At 70.8% G+C, this 22,482-nt stretch carries 15 protein-coding genes; 9 read left to right on the top strand and 6 right to left on the bottom strand.

The features are described from left to right. Positions 1–255: 255 nt before the first annotated feature. Positions 256–5,469: an RHS repeat-associated core domain-containing protein gene (locus VKV26_15325; protein HLZ71272.1), complete on the bottom strand. Its 5,214-nt coding sequence runs from the start codon at positions 5,467–5,469 to the stop codon at positions 256–258. Positions 5,470–6,022: 553 nt separating this feature from the next. Here VKV26_15325 and argF point away from each other — a divergent pair. From argF to VKV26_15295, 6 genes are read left to right on the top strand one after another with little or no spacing between them, the layout of a single operon-like run. After that, positions 6,023–6,961 (top strand): ornithine carbamoyltransferase, encoded by a 939-nt coding sequence (gene argF, locus VKV26_15320; protein ID HLZ71271.1) that lies wholly within the window; start codon positions 6,023–6,025, stop codon positions 6,959–6,961. 33 nt (positions 6,962–6,994) lie between these two features. Next, a complete protein-coding gene (cdaA, locus tag VKV26_15315; GenBank protein HLZ71270.1) occupies positions 6,995–7,867 on the top strand; it encodes a diadenylate cyclase CdaA in 873 nt (290 codons plus the stop codon). After that, positions 7,854–9,185 carry a CdaR family protein gene (locus tag VKV26_15310; protein ID HLZ71269.1) on the top strand — a complete coding sequence of 444 codons (1,332 nt, stop codon included), beginning with the start codon at positions 7,854–7,856 and terminating at the stop codon, positions 9,183–9,185. The genes cdaA and VKV26_15310 overlap by 14 nt, the downstream gene beginning before the upstream one ends. A 58-nt stretch (positions 9,186–9,243) precedes the next feature. Next, a complete protein-coding gene (locus tag VKV26_15305; GenBank protein ID HLZ71268.1) occupies positions 9,244–10,509 on the top strand; it encodes an MFS transporter in 1,266 nt (421 codons plus the stop codon). Between the two features lie 44 nt (positions 10,510–10,553). Further along, on the top strand, positions 10,554–10,778 hold the full coding sequence (locus tag VKV26_15300; GenBank protein HLZ71267.1) for a hypothetical protein: 225 nt from the start codon (positions 10,554–10,556) through the stop codon (positions 10,776–10,778). Further along, positions 10,775–12,112: an amidase gene (locus VKV26_15295; GenBank protein ID HLZ71266.1), complete on the top strand. Its 1,338-nt coding sequence runs from the start codon at positions 10,775–10,777 to the stop codon at positions 12,110–12,112. Before VKV26_15300 ends, VKV26_15295 begins: the two co-directional genes overlap by 4 nt. A gap of 6 nt (positions 12,113–12,118) precedes the next feature. On the opposite strand, the gene queA is transcribed toward VKV26_15295, so the two are convergent. Then, positions 12,119–13,159, bottom strand: coding sequence for a tRNA preQ1(34) S-adenosylmethionine ribosyltransferase-isomerase QueA (gene queA / locus VKV26_15290; protein HLZ71265.1), 1,041 nt, complete (start codon positions 13,157–13,159; stop codon positions 12,119–12,121). A gap of 170 nt (positions 13,160–13,329) precedes the next feature. Here queA and VKV26_15285 point away from each other — a divergent pair, with 170 nt between their 5' ends. Next, positions 13,330–13,977 carry a 50S ribosomal protein L25 gene (locus VKV26_15285; GenBank protein HLZ71264.1) on the top strand — a complete coding sequence of 216 codons (648 nt, stop codon included), beginning with the start codon at positions 13,330–13,332 and terminating at the stop codon, positions 13,975–13,977. Positions 13,978–14,032: 55 nt separating this feature from the next. Next, positions 14,033–15,901, top strand: coding sequence for an alkaline phosphatase family protein (locus tag VKV26_15280; protein ID HLZ71263.1), 1,869 nt, complete (start codon positions 14,033–14,035; stop codon positions 15,899–15,901). A 14-nt stretch (positions 15,902–15,915) separates the two neighbouring features. On the opposite strand, the gene VKV26_15275 is transcribed toward VKV26_15280, so the two are convergent. Next, on the bottom strand, positions 15,916–17,769 hold the full coding sequence (locus VKV26_15275; protein ID HLZ71262.1) for a glycoside hydrolase family 15 protein: 1,854 nt from the start codon (positions 17,767–17,769) through the stop codon (positions 15,916–15,918). 140 nt (positions 17,770–17,909) lie between these two features. Between VKV26_15275 and VKV26_15270 the strand changes: the two genes are divergently transcribed. Beyond that, the gene (locus VKV26_15270) at positions 17,910–19,205 is read left to right on the top strand and encodes an MFS transporter (protein ID HLZ71261.1); all 1,296 of its coding nucleotides are present in this window, start codon (positions 17,910–17,912) and stop codon (positions 19,203–19,205) included. Between the two features lie 7 nt (positions 19,206–19,212). Here the strand turns inward: VKV26_15270 and VKV26_15265 are convergent, their stop codons facing one another. Genes VKV26_15265 through VKV26_15255 form a run of 3 tightly spaced genes read right to left on the bottom strand, consistent with a single transcriptional unit; the run spans position 19,213 to position 22,253 of the window. Continuing rightward, positions 19,213–19,611: a pyridoxamine 5'-phosphate oxidase family protein gene (locus VKV26_15265; GenBank protein HLZ71260.1), complete on the bottom strand. Its 399-nt coding sequence runs from the start codon at positions 19,609–19,611 to the stop codon at positions 19,213–19,215. A 2-nt stretch (positions 19,612–19,613) separates the two neighbouring features. Then, on the bottom strand, positions 19,614–20,711 hold the full coding sequence (locus VKV26_15260; GenBank protein ID HLZ71259.1) for a DUF2332 domain-containing protein: 1,098 nt from the start codon (positions 20,709–20,711) through the stop codon (positions 19,614–19,616). Positions 20,712–20,732: 21 nt separating this feature from the next. Further along, complete coding sequence (locus VKV26_15255; GenBank protein HLZ71258.1) at positions 20,733–22,253, bottom strand: hypothetical protein; 1,521 nt, start codon at positions 22,251–22,253, stop codon at positions 20,733–20,735. Positions 22,254–22,482: the final 229 nt, after the last annotated feature.

Here is a 22,482-nt window from a genome sequence, read left to right as displayed (position 1 = left end):
TTTGGCCGGCGCGACTTTTCAAGAACGCTCAGAGATCGGACGCGAGCCACCAGAGGAACAGCCAACACCCGGCTATGCAGACACACCAGCAAGCCGCAATCGTCACCAGGACTCGCTGGTGTCGCCAGAGTCTGCCTTCTCTGTACCGGGACAGCGCATAGCAAGCCGCTGCACCTGCTGGGCCTAACGCGGCCACAATCAGAGCAATCAATACGGTAAGTTTCCAGAACAGCACGAGCAAAACTTGCTGCATGATCAGGGCGACTGCGCAATGGGCATCCCGCAGTACGGGTCAGGGGCACACATCGGCGTCACCCTTCCAGGCGCGAATGTCGGAGTCGGCGCATAACCAGGCGCTATGACCGACGGGCTCCCTCCAAGCGGTATTGGCCCGAGTGGGCCTGGAATGAGTATAGGAGTGCCAGGAGGGAAGAGAGCGCCGAGGTCTGGCGGGCTAATTCCGATCGAGATCAGCGTGTAGTACGCTACGGTATTGCTGTTGGCGTTGAGCACGTCGTACGGTACATTTGCGGCACGAAGTTCACGATAGTACGCATTGATGGCGTCTAGCTGCGCATCGCAGGATCCTCCGTCGTCTGGCCCTAGAGCCTGCCATTCGCTCACGGGCGACGTAAGGCGGCCGCCGCATTGCCCGTAGACATTGCCAGGATTTCCAGCGATCACGCCTGAGGGCCCGTTATCGGCGTAACCTTCACAATATGTTGTCGTCTTCGTGGTCGGGTCATACAGCCGGACCGCCAGGTGTGAGACTTCTGCCGTAGGTTCGTAGGCGACGCCTCTCAACGGCCTATGGCCAAGGGATACCTGGCACAGGCCGGACGGATCCACCGCGCCGACCGGGTCGTCGCCGGCGTAGACATACGGTTGGACGTGCGCTGGGTCAAACACGCATCCGGGACTGGGGTCGCGGCTCAAGAACCGCCCGGTGGCGGGGTCGTAGAAGCGGGCGCGGAGATATTGCAGCCCGTCCGGGTCGGTCTCTTGCCCGGCGAACTGCGGCTCGCTGCCCAGGCTGCTGCTCTGGCTGGTCACCGCGCCGAAGACGTCGTAGGCGTAGCTCTGCTGCAAGGTGCCGGCACTGTCCACCACGGCCAGCGTCGAGCCCAGGCCGTCCGTCAGGTAGTAATAGGTCTGGTTGCCGATGACGCGGCTGATGAGGCCGAGGCCGTAGACGTACTGGCTGCCGTCGTCCAGCAGCACCGGCAGGGTGTTGCCAACATCCCAGACGAAGCTCTTGGTGTTGCCGCCCGCCGTGCGGCTCTGGCGCAGCCCGTCGCCGTTATAGGTGTTCGTCTCGCCCTGCCCGGCCACCGTCGCCGCCGTCAGCCGGTTCTCCGCGTCCCAGCTGAAGCTGTCGGCGCCGCGCGCCGTCTGGTTGCCGTTTGGGTCGTAGGCGTAGCTGATGGCGCCCTGGCCCGGCGGCGTGACGCTCAGCAGTTGGTCCGCGTGGTCGTAGGCGTAGCTTGTGGTGCCCGCGGCGGTCGTCAGGCTCAGGCGGTTGCCCACGGCGTCGTAGCTGTAGCTCGTCGTGCCGCCGCCGTTGGGATACGCCGCGCTGGTGAGACGGTTCAGCGGGTCCAGCGTGTAGGATTCGGTGCCCGTCGAGGCGGCCGGCAAGTAGCTGCCCGTGAGCGTTTTGTTCGTGCGGTTGCCGGCGGCGTCGAGAGTATAGTTCGCCGCGGTCAGACAGGTCGAGTTACGGTACCAGCAGATGCCGGTCACGCGGTTGGCGTTGTCGTAGGCGAGCGTGCTGGCGATGCCCGTGCTCGAAGGCAGCACCACGCCCAGCGAGCGCCCGGCGTTGTCCCAGTAGTAGCTGAAGACGGCGCCGGTCCAGTCGGTCACCGTGCTCAGCCGGTCGAACTGGTCGTAGGTGTAACTGACGGGGCGCTGGCTGCCGCTGTAGTAGATCGTCGTGCGGTTGTTGTCGGCATCGTAGGCGTCCTGCACGGTGCGGTTGCCGGGGAAGGTGACGCTGGTCAGGCGGCTCAGCGCGTCGTACTGGTAGCTCGTGGTGCCCGTGCTGTCCGCCATCGACGTCCGGTTGCCGAGCGCGTCGTACCCGTAGGCGACGTTCGCCGCGCCGCTGGCGTACTGCACACTCGTCAGCAGGTTGCGGGCATCGTAGCCGTAGCTCGTGGTCAGGCCGCGGCCATCCCGCCGCGTCGCCGTGCGGCCAACCGTGTCGTAGCTGAAGGTCAGCAGCGTGCGGGCGAGCGGGTCCGTCACCGTGAGCGCCTGGCCGTCGGCGTTGAACGTGTAGCTCGTCGTGGAGCCGTTGGCGTCCTGCACACTCGTGCGGTTGCCGCCGGCGTCGTAGCCGTAGGTCGTCACGCCGCCGCGGGCGTCGGTCACCGTGTGCAACAGGCCGCGGCCCTCGTAGGCGTAGCTGGTGGTGTGGCCGTCCGGGTCCTGCACGCTTGCCGTCTGGCCCGCCGCGTTCAGCGTGGTGGTCGTCGTGTCGCCCAGCGCGTCGATCACCTTGTCGGTCTCGCCGCTGCCGAGCGTGTAGCTGTAGGAGGTGGTGTGGTTGAGCGGGTCGGTGACACTGGTGACGCGCCCGACGGCGTCGTAGCCCGTGCTCGTGACCAGATTCCAGGGGTCGGTCACCGTCGTGCGGTCGTGATAGCTATTGGTGTAGCCGAACTGGGTGGTGAAGCCGCGGGCCGTGGTCACGGCGGTGACCTGCCCCAGGCTGTTGACGGTATAGCTGGTGGTGTTGCCGCCCGCGTTCCTTGTGCTGGTTAGGTTGCCGTAGGCGTTGAACGTGTTGGTCGTCACGCCGTGCTTCGGGTCGGTGACCGTCAACACGTCGTTGAAGCTGTCGTAGGTGGAGGTCGTGATGTAATCGAGCGCGTCCTCGCTCGTCAGCCGGTTGCCTCTCGTGTCATACGTGTAGGCGCCGGTCACGCTCTGCGTGTTGGCGCTGCTCATCGCGTTGTTGTCGCTGTCGTACGTCCAGCTCGCCCGCACCCCCGCCGGGCTGACCACGTCCGTGGTGCACAGCGCCGCGTTGAAATAGTAGGTCCAGCTCTGGCCGCGCTGGTCCACCACCTGCGTGATGCCCGCGTTTGGCGTCTGGTAATGGTAGGTGATCGTGCCGCCGGCCCCGTCCTGTTGCGTGGCCACGCGGGCGCTGCCGTCGTAGCTGTTGGTCAGCACGACGTGGCCCAGCGGGTCGGTGATCTGTGCGAGCCAGTCGCCGTTCGCCGGGGTGGTGTAGGTGTAGTGCGTGACGCCGCCCAGCACGTTGGTCACGCTGGTGAGGTCGTCGCCTCCCGCGCTGGTGGCCGTGTAGCCGAAGCTCACCGTGCGCCCGGCATTGTCCGAGACAGTCTGGATCAGCGGCGAGCCCGGCTGGTAGCTGAGGCTGAGCGAACGGCCGTTGGCATCGGCAATCGTCGTCAGCCGCCCCTGCCCATCATAGCTGAGCGCGGTGGTGTTGCCGTTACGGTCCTTGACCGCGGTCAGCGGCCAGGGCGGCGCCGCGCCGCTGACCACGCCGCCGCCGGCGCCGACGTTGCTGAAGACATACTGCATTTGGTCGGCGGTGGTGAGCACCAGCACCCCCGCCCCGCCGCTCACCAGGCTCGCGCCCACCCCTTTGGGCGGCGTGTAGGGGCCGCTGCCGCTGAAGCTGTAGGCGCCGCCGCCCGGCGTGCGTACGATCGCCCCGCCGGCGTTCAGCAGCATCAGGCTCGCCTGCCAGTTGTGGGTCCAGCGGTTGCCCAGCGGCGCCGGCAGCGTACCCGTGGCCATCGGCGCGATCAGCGCCTGGCTGTGGTAGGCGCGGCTGAAGCCCAGCGGACCGCTCAGCCCGGCGAGGCTGAGATCGGCCGCGGCGTCGCCAAACGCGCCGGTGACCGTATCCACACCGGCGCCGGCGAAGGCCGAGGTCACCTTGGGGAAGCGCGCCTCGGCCGCGAGCCCCACGCGCGGGATCGCATGCGCGCTGGGCACATCGGTGCGCTCGAGATAGGCGATCTGCGCGCCGCTGGAGAGGGCGATCTGCACGGAGCCGGGCGAGGCCGCCGTCGAAGGGATGCCGAAGACCGCCTCCAGCCACGTGCCGTAGCTGCCGTAGTTCATGCCGTAGTCGGCATACGCTTGCGTCGCGCTCCCTCCTACCACCCAGTTCACGAACAGCGCCGCCGCGGCCGAGGGGAATGTGTAGCCGATGTGGAACAGGGCGCACGAGCCGCCGCCGCTGCACGTGCTGGGGAAGGTGATCGTCATCGGCGTGGTTTGCGTCAGCGTCCAGGTGTTGGGATCCTGCTGGGTGGGCGCCGTGCTGGTCCAGGCGACGACCGGCGTGGTCCAGCTCGTGGGCGGACTGCCGCCGAAGTCGCCGTTGGGCACACTCTGCTGCGCGGCCAGGCTTGCCGAGGCCGGAGGCTGCGGCGCCGTCGTAAACTTCCACCAGGTGTTGTTGTAGCCGGAGCAACTGCTGCCGGTGCAGGCGTTGACGTTCCAGTAGTAGTCTTGGCCGTAGAGCAGCCCCTCGCCGGGCGGAATGGCGACGCTGAGCGCCGTGCCGGCGGCGAGGTCCGCCAGCAGGTGGCCGTTCGGGTCGCCGTACGGATCCCAGACGCTCACGGTGTAGGTCGTGCTGCCGTAGATCGCGCCGGCGGGCTGGTTCCAGGAGAGGAGTGGATAGCCGCTCGGATTGACGTTCGTGCTGTTGTTCGCGGGGGAGAGTTGCAGCGCCTGTCCAGGGGCAGACGAGGTGGCGAACCAGGACCAGGGGCCGTAGCCGGAGCAGAGCGCCCCGTTGCAGGCGGTCACGTTCCAGTCGTAGGTGTGGCCCAGCGCCAGGTTCTCGCCCGGCGGCACGGCGATGCTGGTCGCCGTCGTGGGCTGCAGGGCGGCGAGCGGGGCGCCGGTGGCGGCGTCGATCAAGCCAACGGCGTAGGTCGTGCTGCCGCTGGTGCTGCCGCCGGGGGCGGTCCAGGCGAGCGTGGGGGTGGTGCCGGTCGCCGTGGCGCCCACGGCGGGCGTGGTCAGCGGCGGGAAGCCGGGCGCCCCCGGCGGTGTCTGCGTCCAGATGCCCCAGACGCGGGCCCAGGCGCTGCAGTTGCCGCCATTGCAGGCCTGCAGGGTCCAGTAGTATTCCCGTCCGTACTGCAGCCCCTCGGTGCTGGCGAAGCCGTAGCTGAGGGCGGTCGTGCTCTGGATCGCCAGCCACTGCCCGGTGACGGCGTCGACCAGCAGCACGCTGTAGACGGTGCTGCCGGCCACGGCGCCGCTGGGCTGCTGCCAGGACATGGTGGCGGTGAGGCTGTTGCCCTGCGAGCCCTCGGCGGGCGAGACCATAGTCGGCACGCCCGGCGCCCCGCTTTGCCCCACGGCGGGCAAAGCCGCCAGCGCGGCGGCAAGGCCCAGCGCGAGGCCCAGCGCCGCGACGATCTGGAGCAGGAACCTGGCCGGGCGGCCGGGCAGGGACGGCATGCAACACCTCGCGGCGGGCGGCGTTACGGGCCCGTGCGGTCTGGCAGCGAGTGGGGGCGCGCGTTCCTGGCGGGCACGTGCTCGCGGGGCGCCGGCGTAAGGTCATGCGGAGGTAGATGGTAGGGCAAGACCTGCGGCGGCACGGTGGGGGCGCGGTGCGCGGTGCTGGGCGCCGGCGGGCTCTACTGGGCGGACGAGACGGCCACCGCGGCGCCGAAGGGCAGGGCCGTGCTCGCGGCGAGGATCAACACCAGGCGCCGACGCGAACGGCCCACGGCAAAGTTCCGCAGCGGTTTTGGCTCGGGCCAGTGCCGGGAACGCTACCCCTCCCGCGCGTTTCCTGTCAAGCGGTATCCGGTTCCGCGTTAGTACGCAAACGGGAACGGTATGGGAACGGAGGACTGTCCGGCTCTCGCCAACTCTTCCCCACGACCTGCGCCCCGCGCCCTCAACCCGCCGCCCGCCCGTGCTACAATCGGCTGGCCGCTGCGCGAGCGGCGCGCTTCATGCTGTCCATGGATCTCGCACCTACCCGGAGGACGCGGGGGTGACGATGCGCGGCCGCCATCTGCTGACCGTGGGCGATCTGGACGTACGCGACCTGCTGCGCATCCTCGACGTGGCGACGGAGTTCAAGCGCGCCCGTCCCGGCCGGCTGCTGGACGGCCGCCAGCTCGCGCTCCTCTTCGAGAAGCCCTCCACGCGTACCAAGGCCGGCTTCGAGGTCGGCATGAAGCGGCTCGGCGGCGACGTCACCTACTTCTCCGGCGCCGAGGTCGGCCTCGGCGTGCGCGAGCCGGTCAAAGACGTGGCCCGCGTGCTCAGCCGCATGTACGACATCATCGCCGCCCGCACGATGGCGCAGGCCACGGTCGAAGAGCTGGCGCAGTACGCCACCGTGCCCGTGATCAACGCCCTCTCCGACACCGAGCATCCCTGCCAGGCGCTGGCCGACCTGATGACGATCCGCGAGCACACCGGCGAGCTGAAAGGCGTGCAGCTCGCCTACATCGGCGACGGCAACAACGTCGCCGCCTCGCTGGTGCAGGCCTGCGCCATGGCCGGGCTGAATGTCGCCCTCGCCTGCCCGGAGGGCTACGAGGTGCCGGCCGAGCCACTGGCCCGCGCCGAAGTCTTCGCCGCCGCCTCCGGCGGCACGATCCGCCAGGTCGCAGAGCCCGCCGAGGCGGTGCGCGAGGCACAGATCATCTACACCGATGTCTGGATCAGCATGGGCCAGGAGCGCGAGACGGCCATTCGCCGGGAGGTCTTCGCGCCGTACACTGTGGATATGGAGCTGGTCTCCCGCGCCCCCGCCGGCGTGCTGATCATGCACGACCTGCCCGCGCACCGCGGCGAGGAGATCAGCGACGACGTGATGGAGTCGCCCGGCTCGATCGTCTTCGATCAGGCGGAGAACCGGCTGCACTCCGAGCAGGCCCTGCTCGCGCTGATGCTGGGCGGCGTGCGCGACGAGGCGTTCATGCGCTAGGCCGGCTTGGCCGGGCCAGCAAGACAGCGAACGATGCCGCAGGCTCCGCAGTCGATTCAGACCTTCATCGACACGTTGCGCCGGATCGACGCGCTCAACGTGCTCGACATCCTGCTGATCGCGATCGTGATCTACGCCGCGCTCGTCTGGCTCAAGGGCGCCTCCGGTATGTCCATGGTCAAGGGCGCCGCCGTGATCGTCGCCGGCGGCGTGGCGCTCACCAGCCTGTTCGGCAGCCAGTTGCACGCGGTGGACTGGGTGCTGCGCAACTCCCTGCCGGCGCTGCTCGTCGCCGTGCCGATCGTCTTCCAGCCGGAGATTCGCCGGGCGTTGGAGCGCCTCGGTCGCTCGCGCGTCGCCGCCCGCCGCCACCGCCGCGCCTCCGCGCCCGTGCTGACGACACTTTCCGAGGCGGCGATCGAGATGTCGGCGCGCCGCCTCGGCGCCCTGATCGTGATCGAGCGCGAGACGGGGTTGGACGACTTCTTGCGCTCCGGCGCCACGGTGGACGCCGTGCCGACCAAGGACCTGCTGATCAACATCTTCTGGCGCAACTCGCCGCTGCACGACGGCGCGGTGATCGTGCGCGACAACCGCATCGCCGCCGCGCGCTGCATCCTGCCGCCGTCCGAAGCGGTGATGCCGGGGCACCTGGGCACGCGCCACCGCGCGGCGCTGGGCATCAGCGAGCAGACGGACGCGGTGGTGATCGTCGTCTCCGAGGAGACGGGCGCGATCTCCGTCGCCTTCAACGGCCAGTTGCTGCCGGGGCTCGGCGCCGACCGGCTGCGCAGCGTCTTGCAGCAGCACGCCGGCCAAACGGAGGGCGCGACGCTGCGGCTGATCCGGCCGGGCGAGACGGTGGAAGACCTGCAACGGGGTGGCAGCGGCGGTGGCGTGGGCTGAGCGGATCTGGCACTGGTTTCGGCAGGACGGGAGACGCGCGGGCCGCACGCTGCTGGTCAACTCGCCGCTGATGCTGCTCTCGCTGGCGCTGGCGACGGTGCTCTGGGTCTACGTCACCAACGAGGAGAACCCCACAACGCGGCGCCCCTTCCCGTCCTTGCAGCTCGCCACCGACCAGGGACAGCTGCACAACGCGCCCAAGGGCTTCATCCCGACGAGCATCAGCCCCAACCAGATCAATTTGACGCTGATCGGCGCCAACTCCGACGTGCAGGCGGTGCAGACGAACAACATCGACCTGTTCGCCGACATGGCCGGCGTTTCCCAGCCCACGCGCACCGACGGCACCAGCGAGACATTTCTCGTGCCCGTGCACGCCAACGTGAAACGCCGAGGCGTGCGCGCCGAAGTCGATCCGCAGACCGTCTTCGTCACGCTGCAGCCGGAAGCGCAGCAAACGGTGCCGATCCGCATCAACCAGGTCGATTCATTACCCGTCGGCTTCGAGCTGGCCTCGGCGCCCACCTCCGACCCCGCGCAGGCGCAGGTCGTCGGCCTCAAGCAGAACGTGGACGCAGTGGACAGTGTGTACGCCGATCTGCATCTGACCGGCCTCTCGGTCTCCACCACGGTCACCGTGCCGCTGATCGCGCGCAGCAGCGACGGCCGCACGGTCAGCGGGCCGACCGTGCAGCCGGCAACCGCGACGATCCACGTCGCCATCCGGCGCGCGGTCTTCTCGCAGGAGGCGTACGTCGGCGTGCAGACGCACGGCAAGCCCGCGCCCGGCTACCAGGTCGTGGGCGTCGCCTCCGATCCGCCGAGTGTGACGATCCAGGGCACGCTCGACGTGCTCAACAGCGTCACGACGATCGCGACCGACACGCTCGAGGTGGAGGGCGCCACGGGCGACGTGAAGCGCGTCGTCGCGCTGAAACCGCCCGCCGGCGTGACGGTCGTGGACGCGACGACGGTGACGGCCACCGTTTCCGTCCAGCCGATCCGCGGTTCGAGCTCGGTGCTGGTGGCGCCGAGGTTCGTCAATGCCGCGCCCGGCACGCAGGTGCAGACGCAGAACACGACGGTGACGGTGGCCTTCTCTGGGCCGTTGCCGCAGATCCTCGCCTTGAAGCCGGACGACATCGCCAGGCAGATCACTGCGACGGTGGATCTGAGCGGCCTCTCGCCCGGAAGCTACAGCCTGGAGCCGAAGGTCGCGCTGCCGGTCGGGCTGGAGAAGGACGGCGTGACGCCGGCCAAAGTCGAGGTCACGATCCTGGCGCTTTCGCCGCCGCCCGCGGCCACGCCGGCACGCTGACGTCGATCGCGCCCGGCGGCGAAACCATTCCCGTTGCACGCTCGGGCCGGCGGCCGGCATGCTGGGCAGGATGGCCTCGATCCGCAGCACCGCGCAACCGCTTGCCGAAACCGCACGGCGGGACGGCGCCCTGCGCGCCCTGGCGTTGCCCACCTATCCACGCTTCTTCGTCAGCGGCTTCTTCTGGAACACGGCGCGCTGGCTGAGCCTGTTCACCGGCAGTTATCTCGTCTATCACCAGAGCGGCTCGACGCTGCTGGTGCAGCTCGTCGGCGCCGCCTACTTCGCACCACTGTTCGTGGGTGGGTTGGCCGGCGGTGTGGTGGCCGATCGCTTCGACCGCCTGCGCGTGCTGCGCCTGCAGTTCTGGCTGCTGGTCGCGGTCGCTTTGGTCATCGGTGTCGTGGTCGTGGCCGGGCGCTCGCAGCCCTGGCAGATCTACCTGGCGATGGTGTTGATGGGCCTGGGCGGCGTCGCCGACCTCACCTGCCGCCGCGCCCTGATCGGCGATCTCACCGGCGCCGAACTGCTCGGCAACGCCTTCGCTCTCGAAGCGATCAACCAGACCAGCGGCACGTTGATCGGCAACTTGCTCGGCGGCGCGATCATCAACGTGGCCGGCAGCGGCGTGGCCTTCTGTGCCAGCGGCCTCTGCTGCGCGCTCGCGGCGGTTTGCCTGATCGGCGTGCGCGTGCCGGCGCGCGCCCGCGTCGCGCCGGCGCGGGCGGCGCTGCGGGCGCAACTGGCGGAGGGCTTGCGTTACACCGCGCGCCACCGCGCTCTGCTCGGTCTGCTCTCCATCTCCGTGGTGATGAACGTCTTCTACTTCACCTACCTGCCGCTGGTGCCCGTTTTCGCGAAGGGACTCGGGGTCAACGCCTTCTGGACGGGCGTGCTGGGCAGCGCCGCGGGCGGCGGCTCGCTGCTGGGCGCCTGCCTGATCGCGGCGGCAGACCGGCGCGCCTGGCGCGTGCGGCTCTACGCCGGCGGTGTCGGCATCGCTTTGTCGGCGTTGATCGTTTTCGCCCTGGCCACGATGTATCCAATGGCGTTCGGGGCGCTGATCGTGGCCGGTGTCGGGATGTCGGGGTTCTCGACGATGCAGGCGACGCTGGTGCTCTCCGTCTCCGAGGAGCACGTGCGCGGCCGCGTGATGGGTGTGCTCAGCATGGCGATCGGCACGCTGCCGCTGGCGATGTTCGCCCTGGGCGCGATCGCCGAAGCGAGCGGTCCGGTCGCGGCCGTCACCGGCAGCGGGCTGCTCGGACTCGCGGCGCTGGCGGCGTGCTGGGCCGCGGGCGGCGAGATGCGCGCGATCGAGTGAGCCGCGTCTCCGGCCCCAGGCGCGCCCGTGGTAGAGTGCAGGCCATGAACGAGCTGCCTGCTGCCGACCGCGCCTCCCTGCCTTCGCTGCTCGCCGCCGCCCGGGCCGCCTACGGCCAGGCCCGCGCCGTCGCGCTGCGCCCGAGCGTCGAGCGCACGGCCCGCGCCTGCGCCGCCCTGCGTGGCTATGCGCTCGATCCGGGCGTTGAGCCGCCTACTCTCTCCGCCGAGGGATCGGGGGAGGGCCGGGGAGAGGAAGGCGGGCGATGACCACGACCTCGAGCCTGCTCTCGCACAGCGCCACCCAGCTCAGCCGCCTGGTGCACGAGGGCGCCGTCTCGCCCGGCGAGATCGCCGCGGCGGCGCTCGAACGGATCGACGCGTTTGACGGCCGCCTGAAAGCGTGGGTGGCGATCGACCGCGTGGCCGTGGAGGCCGAGGCCGCCCTGCTCGACCGTGAGGCGCGGGCCGGCGCCTTCCGCGGCCCCCTGCACGGTGTGCCGGTCGGCGTGAAGGACATCTACGACGTGTCCGGCCTGCCCACGCGCGCCAACGCCGCCTTTCTCGCGGACGCGCCACCCGCGGCGCGCGATGCGGCCTCGGTGGCGGCGCTGCGCAAGGCCGGGGCGCTGATCCTGGGCAAGACCGCGACCACGACCTTCGCCATGGGCGATCCGGCCGAGACGGTGAATCCCTGGAACCCGGCACATACGCCGGCCGGCTCCAGCAGCGGCTCGGCGGCTGCCGTGGCCGCGGCGATGGCGCCAGCCGCGCTGGGCACGCAAACGGCCGGCTCAGTGCTGCGGCCGGCCTCGTTCTGCGGTGTCGTCGGCTTCAAGCCGAGCTTCGGCCGCATCAGCCGCAAGGGCGTGATCCCCTTCGCCTGGTCGCTCGATACGCTGGGGCCGCTGACCCGCACCGTGGCCGACGCGGCGCTGCTGCTCGACGTGATGACGCGTCCCGAGTGGGTGGCCGAGCCGGAGGGCGGCAGGCCGGACACCGCGCCGCAGCTTGGCGTCGTGCCGCGCCTTTTCCCCAACCGCCTGCACGCTGAGATGGAGTCGATGCTGGCCGCGGCGGCGCGGCGCCTGGCGAGCGCCGGGGCGCGGGTGGAGGAGGCGGCGCTGCCGGCGGAGTTTGAACTGACGCTGGAGGCGCACCACGTGATCATGGCCGCCGAGGCCGCCGCCTTTCACAGCCGCACCTACGGCGAACACCTGCCCGAGTATCCGCCGCGCCTGCGCGCCCTGGTGGAGACGGGGCTGCTGCTGCCCGCCACGGCCTATCTGGAGGCGCAGCGCGTGCGCGCCGACCTGCTGCAGCGCACGCTGCCGCTGCTTCAGCGCTTCGATGCCCTGCTCGTGCCCGCGGCGGCCGGCCCGGCGCCTGAAGGGCTCGACTTCACCGGCGACCCGTCGTTCAACGCGCCCTGGACGATGTTCGGCCCGCCGGCGATCGCGCTGCCCGGCGGCCGCGACGCCCAGGGCCTGCCGCTGGGCCTGCAGCTCGTCGGCCGGCCGCGGGCGGATGAGGCGCTGCTGCGCGTGGCCGCCTGGTGCGAGAGTGTGCTCGGCGCCGCCGTGCCCGCGCCGCTGCCGGCGTAGCGAGCGTCAGCGCATCGCCGGCTCGCCGCCGCGTGCTGGGAAGAGCAGCATCGCGTCGCCGAAGGAGTAGAAGCGGTAGCGCCGGCGCACGGCCTCGGCGTAGGCGGCCAGCACCCGTTCGCGCCCCGCGAAGGCGGAGACGAGCATCAGCAGCGTCGAACGCGGCAGGTGGAAGTTAGTGATCAGCGCGTCGATCGCTCTGAACCGGTAGCCCGGCAGGATCAGCAGCCGTGTCCAGCCGCGGGCGCCGCGCAGGGCGCCGTCGGGCGTGTCGGCCGCCACCTGCTCCAATGTGCGCACCACGGTCGTGCCCACCGCCACGATGCGCCCGCCGGACGCCCGTGCCGCGTTCAGCGCCGCCGCCGTTTCTTCCGCGATCGTGAACCACTCCTCGTGCATCGGGTGCCTGGCCGGATCGTCGACCGAGACGGGCCGGAAGGTGCCCGGCCCGACGTGCAGCGTGAGGAAGTGCACGCCGACGCCGCGCCCGCGAAGCTGGTCGAGCAACGCCGGCGTGAAGTGCAGGCCGGCCGTGGGCGCGGCGGCGCTGCCGGGCGCGCGGGCGTAGACGGTCTGGTAGCGCTCCGGGTCGGCCGGCAGCTCGTGGATGTAGTGGGGCAGCGGCAGGGCGCCGTGCGCGGTCGGATCCGTGCCCGGCGGAAAGCGCAGCACGGCGAAGCCCTCGCCGCGCGCCTCGTCTACCGTGCCGCGCAGGCCGTCGAAGTCAACCTCGCGCCCCGGCCGCAAGCGTCGACCTGGCCGCACCAGCGCCTCCCAGCGCCCGTCGCCGAGATCGCGCAGCAGCAACGCTTCCACGCCGCCGCGGCCGGGCAGCAGGCGCCCGCGCAGCCGCGCCATGATCACGCGCGTGTCGTTGAGCACCAGCGCATCGCCGGGGCGCAGATAGCCGGGCAGGTCGCGGAAGACGCGGTGCTCGGCCTCGCCCTCGGCGGGCAGCACCAGCAGCCGCGAGGCGTCGCGCGGCTCGGCGGCGGTCTGGGCGATCAGCTCGGGCGGCAGCTCGTAGTCGAAGTCGGCGGTTCGCACAGCTCGAGCGTGCGGAAGGCGCGAAATTGACGCAATACGCGGGCCGTTGCTACGATCCGCCAGTGTGTGGGGCTTCGCGCCCACGTTGTAGTACGCCCATTTGCAGGCACCGGCCCTGTTGTCTGCGCTCGCCGCGGCGCCGCGCCCGGCCTGAAGGAGCCTTCACCGTCATGGCTACGACCGAACTCGCCGCGCAGCCGCGCACTGTGCTCGGCAAGAAAGTCAGCCGGTTGCGCCGCGCAGGGCTCGTGCCCTGCAACGTCTACGGCCGCGGCCAGCAGTCCACGCCGGTGCAGGCCGGCGAACGCGAGCTGAGGCATGTGGTGCACGCCGCCGGCCACACAGGGCTGGTCGCGATCACGGTGGACGGCGAGAGCGCGCCGCGCACGGCCGTGGTGCGCGAGATCCAGCGCTTCGCGCTGACGGGCCAGCTGAAGCACGTCGCCTTCCAGCAGGTCTCGATGACGGAGAAGATGTCCGTCGCCGTGCCGGTTGTCCTCAGCGGCAGCGCCCCGGTCGCCGATCTCGACGGCCTCGTGGTGCAGGCGCTGGATCGGGTTGATGTCGAGTGCCTGCCGGGCGATATCCCGCAGCACATCGCCGCCGACATCTCGGGCATGACCGGCTTCGACTCGCAGATCCACGTCCGCGACCTGCCCGTGCCTGCCAACGTCACGCTGCTGGCCGACCCCGACTTGCTCGTTGCCAGCGTCACGCGCCAGGCGGCCGCGGAAGAGGAAGTCGAGGAGGCCGCCGCCGAGGCGCCGCCGGCCGAGGCGGAGGCGCCCGCCGCGGAGGCGGCGCCTTCCGAGTCGTAGCTTCGATGGTGTGCGCGAAGCAGCGCCGGCAGCCGGCCGTCGTATACTCTTCGAGATGAGCACCCAGGCCGACCGTCCCCGCCGCCTGCTGTTCTTCGCCTCAGACGGGATGCGCCACGACCTGATGGCGCGTTACGTTGCCGCGGGCGCCATGCCGGTGTTTCAGCGGCTGCTGGCGCGCGGCGTCAGCGGCGCCGGCGGCTGCCTGCCGGCGCTGCCCACCAACACGGGCGCCGGCTGGGCCACGCTGCAGACGGGCGCCTGGTCCGGCACCAGCGGCGCAATCAACAACGTCTTCCACGCCACCGACACGCCGATCACCGAGGCGTCCTCCGGCTTCGATGCCCGGCTGTTGCAGGCGGAGACGCTGGCCCAGGCGGCGGAGCGGCAGGGCCTGAGCGTCGCCTGCGTCGAGTGGCCGGGCACTTTGCCCGCGACCTGTGCCGGCCCGGTGATCGACTTCCGCACCTTCTATTCCGCCCGCGGCGCCCTGCTGCGGCACGACCCGCCGGGCTACCGCTCGGAGATCGCGGCGCGGCTAGGACTGGCGGACCTGCGCAGCGACTTCCCGCCCGCCACGGGCTGGCGGAACGCGCCGCCGAGCACGCTGCCGCCGCGCGAGGCCGAGCTCACCATCGCCAGCACGCGGCCCGCGGAGAATCCGGACCGCGTCTACCATGCCTATGTCTACGCGACGAGCGCCACCGGCTACGACCGCGTGCTGATCGCCGAACGGCGCGACGGCATGAGCGAAGTCGCCACGCTGCGGCCGGGCGAGTGGGCGCCGGTGCGTGTGCGTCTCAGCGACGGGCGGCTGGCCGGCTTGCACTTCAAGCTGATCGCGCTGGCGCCGGACCTGGCGCAGTGCTGGCTCGCCTTCACCACGATCTCACGGGCGCGGGCCAGCCGGCCGGACCTCGAAGATCTGCTGGCGAGCGAGGTCTTCGCCGTGCCGGAGACGGCCGATCACGGCCCGATCGAGGCCGGCCTGGTCGACGCCGAGACCTACGTCGAGCAGGGGTTGATGTTCTACGCCAACGTCGAGGCCGTCTACCGCCATGCGATCGAAGCGTATCAGCCGGATCTGCTCTTCGCCGGGGCGCCCGTCACCGACGAGTTCTCACACCAGTTCATGGCCTGCGTCACGCCGGCCTACCCCGGCTACGACCCGGCGCAGGCGGCGCGCTATGAACGCTACCTGCGCGCGGCCTACGCGGGAGCCGACCGGCTGCTCGGCTTCCTGCTCGAGCAGATGCCGGACGACGCGCTGGTTGCGGTCAGCGCCGACCACGGTTTCGGCGCCGCCTGGCGCTCGATCAACGCCAATCTGGTGCTGGAGCGCGCTGGCCTGCTGGTCGCGGACGCCGCTGGCCAGCCGCTGCCGCAGAGCCGCGCCGTCGCCTTCTGGGCCGGCGGCACCTGCAACGTCTACGTCAATTTGGCCGGGCGCGAGCCGGGCGGCGTGGTGCCCGCGGCCGCGTACGCCTCAACCTGCGAGCGCATCAAGGCGGCCTTCCTGGCGCTGAACGGCAACGGTGAGCGTGCGATCGACGCGGTCTACGGCTTCGAGGAGACGGGAGCGATTCCGACTTCGTGCGGCCCGGCGACGATGCGCTTTGCCGGCCGCAGCGGCGATGTCGTCGTCTTCGCCGCGCCGCCGCACCAGTTCGACGCGCCCGACGCGCATGAGCTGATCGCCCCCTCGCCGCTGCTCGGCCAGCACGGCTACCTGCCGGACGCGATCGACGAGCGGCTGAACGTCAACATGCGCCCACCGCTGCTGCTGGCCGGCCCCGGCGTGCCGGCAGGGCTGCGGCTGCCCGGCGCCCGCGCGATCGATCTGGCGCCCACGCTGGCGGCGCTGCTGGGCATCGAGCCGCCGGCGCAGGCGGATGGCCGCGACCTGCTGGCGGGTGAGGCGTAGGCGGCGCCCGGCTGCTATCCCTGTGTCCAGCTCTCCTGCTCCGCGCCCTGGCGCCCGCGCGTGCGGTCCAGCGCCGCGTTCAGGTTGTAGGCCGCGGTGATCAGCGAGAGATGGGTGAGCGCCTGGGGAAAATTGCCCAGCGACTCGCCGGAGGGGCCGATCTGCTCGGCGTAGAGGCCGAGGTGGTTGGCGTAGGTGAACATTTTCTCCAGCACCAGCCGGGCGTCGTCGAGCCGGCCCGCGCGCGTCAGCGCCTCGACCAGCCAGAAGGTGCAAATGCAGAACGTCCCTTCCTGCCCCTCCAGCCCGTCGCTGGCGGCGCGGCGCGGGTCGTAGCGGTAGACGAGGCTGTCGGAGACCAGCTGGCCCAGCACCGCGTCCAAGGTGCCCAGCACGCGCGGATCGGTGGGGCCGAGAAACTTGACCACGGGCATCAGCAGCAGGCTGGCATCGACCGCGGCGCTGCCGTAGTGCTGGGTGAACGCCTTCAGTTGCTTGTCCCAGCCCTCGTGCAGCACCTGCTCGAAGATCGCATCGCGCGTCTGCCGCCAGCGCTCCCAGTCGGCGGGCAGGCTGCGGTGCTGGGCGATGCGCATCGCCCGCTCGTAGGCCACCCAGCACATCATCTTCGAATAGGTGAACTGCTGCGGGCCGCCGCGCACTTCCCACATGCCGTCGTCGGGCTGCCGCCAGTTGTCGCAGAGCCAGTCGAGCAGACGGCGCAGGTTGTGCCAAAAGTCGATCGAGATCGGCACGGCGTCGCGGTTGTAGAGAAAGACGCTGTCCATCAGCTCGCCGTAGATGTCGAGCTGCAACTGGCGGGCCGCGCCGTTGCCCACGCGCACGGGCTTCGAGCCGCGGTAGCCTTCGAGGTGGTCGAGCGTTTCCTCTTGCAGATCGTGGCGGCCGTCGATGCCGTACATGATCTGCAGCGAGCCGTCCCGTTTGAGCTCGGCGCAGCGGGCGCCGACCCACTCCATGAAGCGCTCGGCCTCGTCGGTGAAGCCGATGCGCAGCAGGGCGTAGAGCGTGAAGCTGGCGTCGCGGATCCAGGTGTGGCGGTAGTCCCAGTTGCGCCCGTGGCCGATCGATTCGGGCAGGCTGGTCGTGGGCGCGGCGACCAGTGCGCCGGTCGGCTGATAGGTCAGCAGCTTCAGCGCCAGGGCCGAGCGGCGCACCATCTCCTGCCAGCGGCCGCGGTAGGTGCAGCGCGAGAGCCAGGTGCGCCAGTAGCCGACGGTCTGCTGATACAAGTGCGCGTACTCGTCGTCCGACAGCAGCGGACCGGCGGCCTCGTGACCCTTGACGAGGCGTTGCAGGGCGAAGCTGGCCGATTGGCCGGCTTCCAGCGTGAACTCGGCGAATACATGGGGACCACGGCGGTGCAGCGGCACCGCCGTGGCCAGGCCAAGCGAGAGATCGTCGGTGTGGAAGGAGGCGCCGCTGCCCTTGTGCAGCCGCAAGGTGTGCTCGGTGCGCGCGTAGTTGAAGGCCGGACGGCATTCGAGGCGGAAACGGACGCTGCCGCGTACGACGGTGACGCGGCGCACCAGCAGATGCCGCCGCGCCGTCGCCGTCGACGTGTGGACCGGCATGAAATCCACCAGCTCGCCCACGCCGTCGGGTGAGAGGAAGCGCGTGATCAGCACGTTGGTGTCCGGATGATAGAGCTGCTTGCAGCGCACGCCGTCGTTGACGGGCGAGATGCGGAAGTAGCCGCCCTGCTTCGCGTCCAGGATCGAGGCGAAGACGCTGGGCGAATCGAAGTGCGGGAACGGCAGCCAGTCGATCGTGCCGTCGACGCCGACCAGCGCGGCGGTGTGCATATCGCCGATCACGCCGTGTTCCTCGATCGGCAGATAGCGCATGCCCGCGTCCTTTCTCTCATTACGACGGCACGACGGCTGCTACAGTAGGGGCTGATGTGCACCCATGCTAGCAGCGTTGGCCGCGGCGCTGCCTGCCCTCGGCGGCAGCATGCGTGGGCCAGGCGGAGCAGAGCCAGACGATGACGAGCCGGCACGTGTTCTACGGCTGGTGGATCGTGCTTGGCTTCGTCGTGCTCAACATTTACTGGGCCGGCACGCTGATCTACGGCCTCACCGTGTTCTTCACCCCCGTGCGCCATGCCTTCGGCTGGAGCGCGGCGCTGCTGGCCTTCATCTTCTCGCTCACCAACGTGCTGACAGGCGTGGTGGCGCCACTGGTCGGCGCCTGGTTCGACCGCTCCGGCCCGCGGCGCATGCTGATTCTGGCGAGCTTCTGCGGCGGACTGGGGCTGCTGGCGCTCAGCCGCACCAGCTCCCTGGGCGGCTTTCTGGCCGCGTGGGCGTTGGTCTCGATCGGCTACGGGATCTGGGCCTCGGGCACGGGGCCGGCTGCCGCCGCCCTCTGGTTCGAGCGCCGGCGCGGCCTGGCGATCGGGCTGATCCTCGGCGGCGGCTCGATCGGCGCCTTTCTCGTGCCCGTGTGGAAGCCGGTGGTCGATGCCGCGGGCTGGCGCACGGCCTTCGCGATCGCCGGCGTTGTCATGCTCATCGTCAGCCTGCCCGCCTGCGCCCTGCTGCGGCACCGGCCGGAAGACCTCGGCCTGCTGCCGCTCGGCCGCGAAGAATCGGCCGCGGGCGCCCGGCGCGAGCGCCCTGCCCGCGCCGGACGCTGGCGGACGGCGTCCTCAGGCGCCGTTCGCACGGGTGGCGGCGCCCTGAGCGCGGCGCTGCGCAGCCGGCGCTTCTGGTGGATCACGATCGCGGCCTGCGGCGTGCAGGCCGGCAACCAGGCGGCGCTGCTGCTGATGCTGCCGCGCCTGAAAGACGCGGGCCTGGCCGACTCGCTGGCCGTGACGGCGGTGACGGCCGTGAACGTGCTCGGCGCGGGCGGCCGGCTGGGCTGCGGCTGGCTGGCCGACTCCTTCGACCCGCTGCTGCTGGCGATCGTCAGCTTCACGTTGCAGGCGGCCGGCCTGCTCGCCTTTGCGCTGGCGCCGCAGTCGCTGCCCGTGCTCCTGCTGTTCGTGCTCGCCTTCGGGCTCGGCGCCGGCAATATCCGCATCCTCGCGGTGATGCTGTTTGCGCGCGACTTCGACCCGGCGGCGCTGGGCCGCATTCAGGGCGTCTTCTTCCTGCTGCTGCAACCGGGGCTGGTGCTCGGTCCTGTGATCGCCGGGGCGCTCTACGACAACGGCCACGGCTACGCGCCGGCCTTCACCGGCTTCGCCCTGATCGCCGTGGTGATGTGCCTGCCGCTCGCCGCGCTGCTGCCGCGCCGCGCCGGCTGGGCCGCAGAAGCTTCACCGACCCGCTGAGCGGCGCTTAGAGTCCCCAGCCGATCCAGCGCTCCGGCGTGACCACCAGCATCACCATCTTCTCATGGCCGCCGCCGTCGACGGCACGGTGGGCGCCTTCTTCGCCGCGGTAGTGCCGGTGCAGCGCCAGCCGCTGCTCGAAGGAGACCGGATCGACCACGCGCACCGGCCCCTCGGCCATCACGTAGGCGAAGCGGCCGTCGCGCTCGTCCACGCAGATCGTGGCGCGGCCGGCGCGCACGGCGTTGCGGTGCTTCTGCGAGCCGCGCTCCGTGATGATTTTGAACACGCCGTCTTCATACAGATACCAGACCGGCGCCGTGTGCACGCGGCCTCGCGTCCATTGCGTCGCCAGCACGGCGGTGTGCGGCGTGCCGATCAGGGCGTCGCGCTTTGCGGTGTCCATGGTCATGCTCCTGCTCCCGTATCGCGGGGAACGGCGCTGTCGGAATCAGCCCACTCCAGCCAGGCGCCGTGCGGATCGCAGTGCGCCAGCGGACGCGGTTCTGAGTCCGCTGGCAGCCGCAGGGTGAGCTCGGGGATCGGGGTGAGCCGTGTCAGCGCTTCCAGCGAAACGACCGCGAGGTCGCGCGTGCGTGCCGCCGCCGCGAGCAGGGCGTTGAACTCGCGGCGGGCGTCCCCGGAGAACTGGTTGAGCGTGAAGCTGTGGTAGACGCACAGCGGCAGCTCGCGCGGCGCCTCGGCCAGCGCGGCGGGCAGCGTCTTCAGCGCGTCGCCGGCGATTATACGGGGAAGCCCGGCGCCGGACGCGGCGGCGATCGCCTGGCGCAGCAACTCGGCTCGCCCCGGCTCGTCTGGCCAGATCAGCGCCCGCAGCCACAGCGACTCCTCCGGATCGCCGAGGTCGATGGGGTTGAGGTCGAGGCCCAGACGCCAGCCGACCTCCGGCAATGCATCCGGCAGCGGCGGCGCCAGTGGGCCGCGCAGCTCGCAGGTGAGCTGCATGGCCGCGGCGGGATCGCCGCAGCGCCGCCCGTTCGAATATTTGTAGCCGTAGCGATCCCAGACCAGGTTCAGCCCCGCGCTGGCGCCGACCTCGATCAACGCCAGCGGCCGGCCCCCGAAGCCGCGGCTGACCAGCGCGAAGGCCGGCAGCAGCAGGGCGCAGCGCCGCGCGTGCGCCGTCTGCACGATGCACACGCGCAGGATCGCGGCGATCGCGTCCGCGTGTCCAAGGCAGAAGGCGCGGAACGCTGGAAACGGGTCGATCTCCGGCGGCTGGTCGCTGCCCAGCGTGCGGTAGAAGCGAGCCAGCTCCGGCCCTTCGCCCTTCAGCAGCAGGAGCTGCACCGCGCCGAAGAGCAGGTTTGGCACGGGCTGGCGCTCGCGCGCGGCCGCCGCCAGCCGCAGCAGATCCTCATCCCCGGCGATGGCGACGCTCAGCCGCTCGTACAGCGGCGAGCGGCCGCGGCACTCGTTCTCCGCGAAGACCAGGAAGCGCTTCGCCAGATCCGCTGGCGAGCGCCCCGGCGTGTCATCGACCACGCGTCCGTTCCCGTCACTCACTCAGGGCCGCTTCGCGGTGGTGTCTGACGGGACGTAGACCACGGCGACGGCATCGCCATAGGTGCGGCGCCAGCCGGGATCGTTGTCCATCGCCGTTGCCAGCGCCCCGCCCGGCGCCAGGATCGCCGCATCGATCTTCGCATCGCGCAGCGTTTGCTGCCAGCCCGGCTCGGCGTCGATCGTGCGCACGAAGTGGTCGAAGAAGCGCTCGCCGTACATCTCCTCGCGTCCGTCCATGTAGACAGCGCGATCAGGGGCGAACGTGTAGATCAAAAAGCCGCCCCACCCGTACTCGTTGAACAGCCGCGGGCGGGGTCGGTGTTGCTGCACCCAGGCTGCGGCATCCACGGGGTAGCCGCCGACGTGCGCGTCGGGGACACGGCGGAACTGCGACGGGCCGCGCAGCCAGGCGCCGGCCCAGATCGCCGGCAACGTGCACAGCGCCAGCCCCGCCCAGAGGATGCGCGGCGCCGGCCGCGCGACGGGAAGACCGCGGCGCAGACGGAAGCGCGCCACCACCCAGCCCGCGGCGGGGATGGCGACGATGCCGAACAGCGGCCCGTAGCGCGTGGCCCGCAGCGCCGAGGCGGCGAAAACCAGCGCCAGCACGCCGGGCCACAGCCGCCGCTGCCAGAGCGCGGTCAAGAGGGTGAGCACGACGATGCCCGCCGCCGCCGCGAACAGCCAGCGGTCATCGCCGGAGAAGCTGGGCCGCTGCCACTCGCCAATGTAGCGCAGGCGCACGGCATGGGGGTTGAGATAGGTGCGGGAGAACCAGATCAGCGCCGGCCCGCGCGGATTGAGGCAGAGCGCAAGCGCCGCGAGCGCGGCGGCGAGGAAGGCGTGGCGCAGGCGCCGCCACTCGCAGCCGCGCTCGGAGCCGCGGCTGAACCACCAGCGCAGGGCACGGTGCAGCACGTAGAGCGCCACGGCGCCGCCGCCCATCAGCGCCGAAAGATGCACATTAATCCAGAGCAGGAAGATCGGCGCGAGCTGCCAGAGGCGGGGCCGGACGCCGCTGTCGTGCGCCGCCAGCTCGTGCAGCACCAGCGCGAACAGCGCCCAGCCGAAGACCTGCGGCCGCACGGCGATGTTGGGCAGGATGAAGAAGCTGCCGCCGCAGACCAGCAGAAACGCCTCAAGCGACGTGGCGCCGTAGTAACGCGCGGCGCGGCCCAGCAGCCAGGCGCCCGCCGCCACGATCACCGCCGTGAGCAGGATGCCGCCGCTGTAGCCGGCGATCTTGTCCGCCAGCGCCAGCGCCAGCTCCGAGAGCCACTCGTGGGCGTACCAGTTCTGGCCGGCGTGCGTGAAGGAGAACGGGTCGGTGGTGGGAATGCGGCTGTGGTCCAGGATCCAGCGGCCGGTGGTCAGGTGCCACCAGTAGTCCGGATCGACGGCGGAAAGCGCGAGTTGCAGCGTGGCCGCCACGAAGGCGACGGCGGGCAACGCCGCCGTCCAGAGCGGCGCGGAGCTGCCGAAGATCGGCGAAGCGGCGGCAAGGGAGCGGCGCAGGCCCATCGCTGGCAGCGTAGCAGACGCGCACGCGCGGCCGGGCCTCCCCCGCCTTGATTCAACATCGCCGCGGAGCGGCAATCTGCAGAACGCCGCGGCTGCGTGCGAAGTCTCCGTTTGACCTGGGCGCAGTGCGCCCATCTGCAACCGTTGCGCTGCGCTCTGGCCCGACATGAATGGGCCATTCGAGGGCTGTCGAAAGCTCTCGGGCCGCCCTCCCCTGTGGAAAGGGAAG

This window comes from Dehalococcoidia bacterium (assembly GCA_035310145.1).
Classification (GTDB): Bacteria; Chloroflexota; Dehalococcoidia; order CAUJGQ01; family CAUJGQ01; genus CALFMN01.
This window is presented reverse-complemented; position numbering and strand designations above follow the sequence as displayed.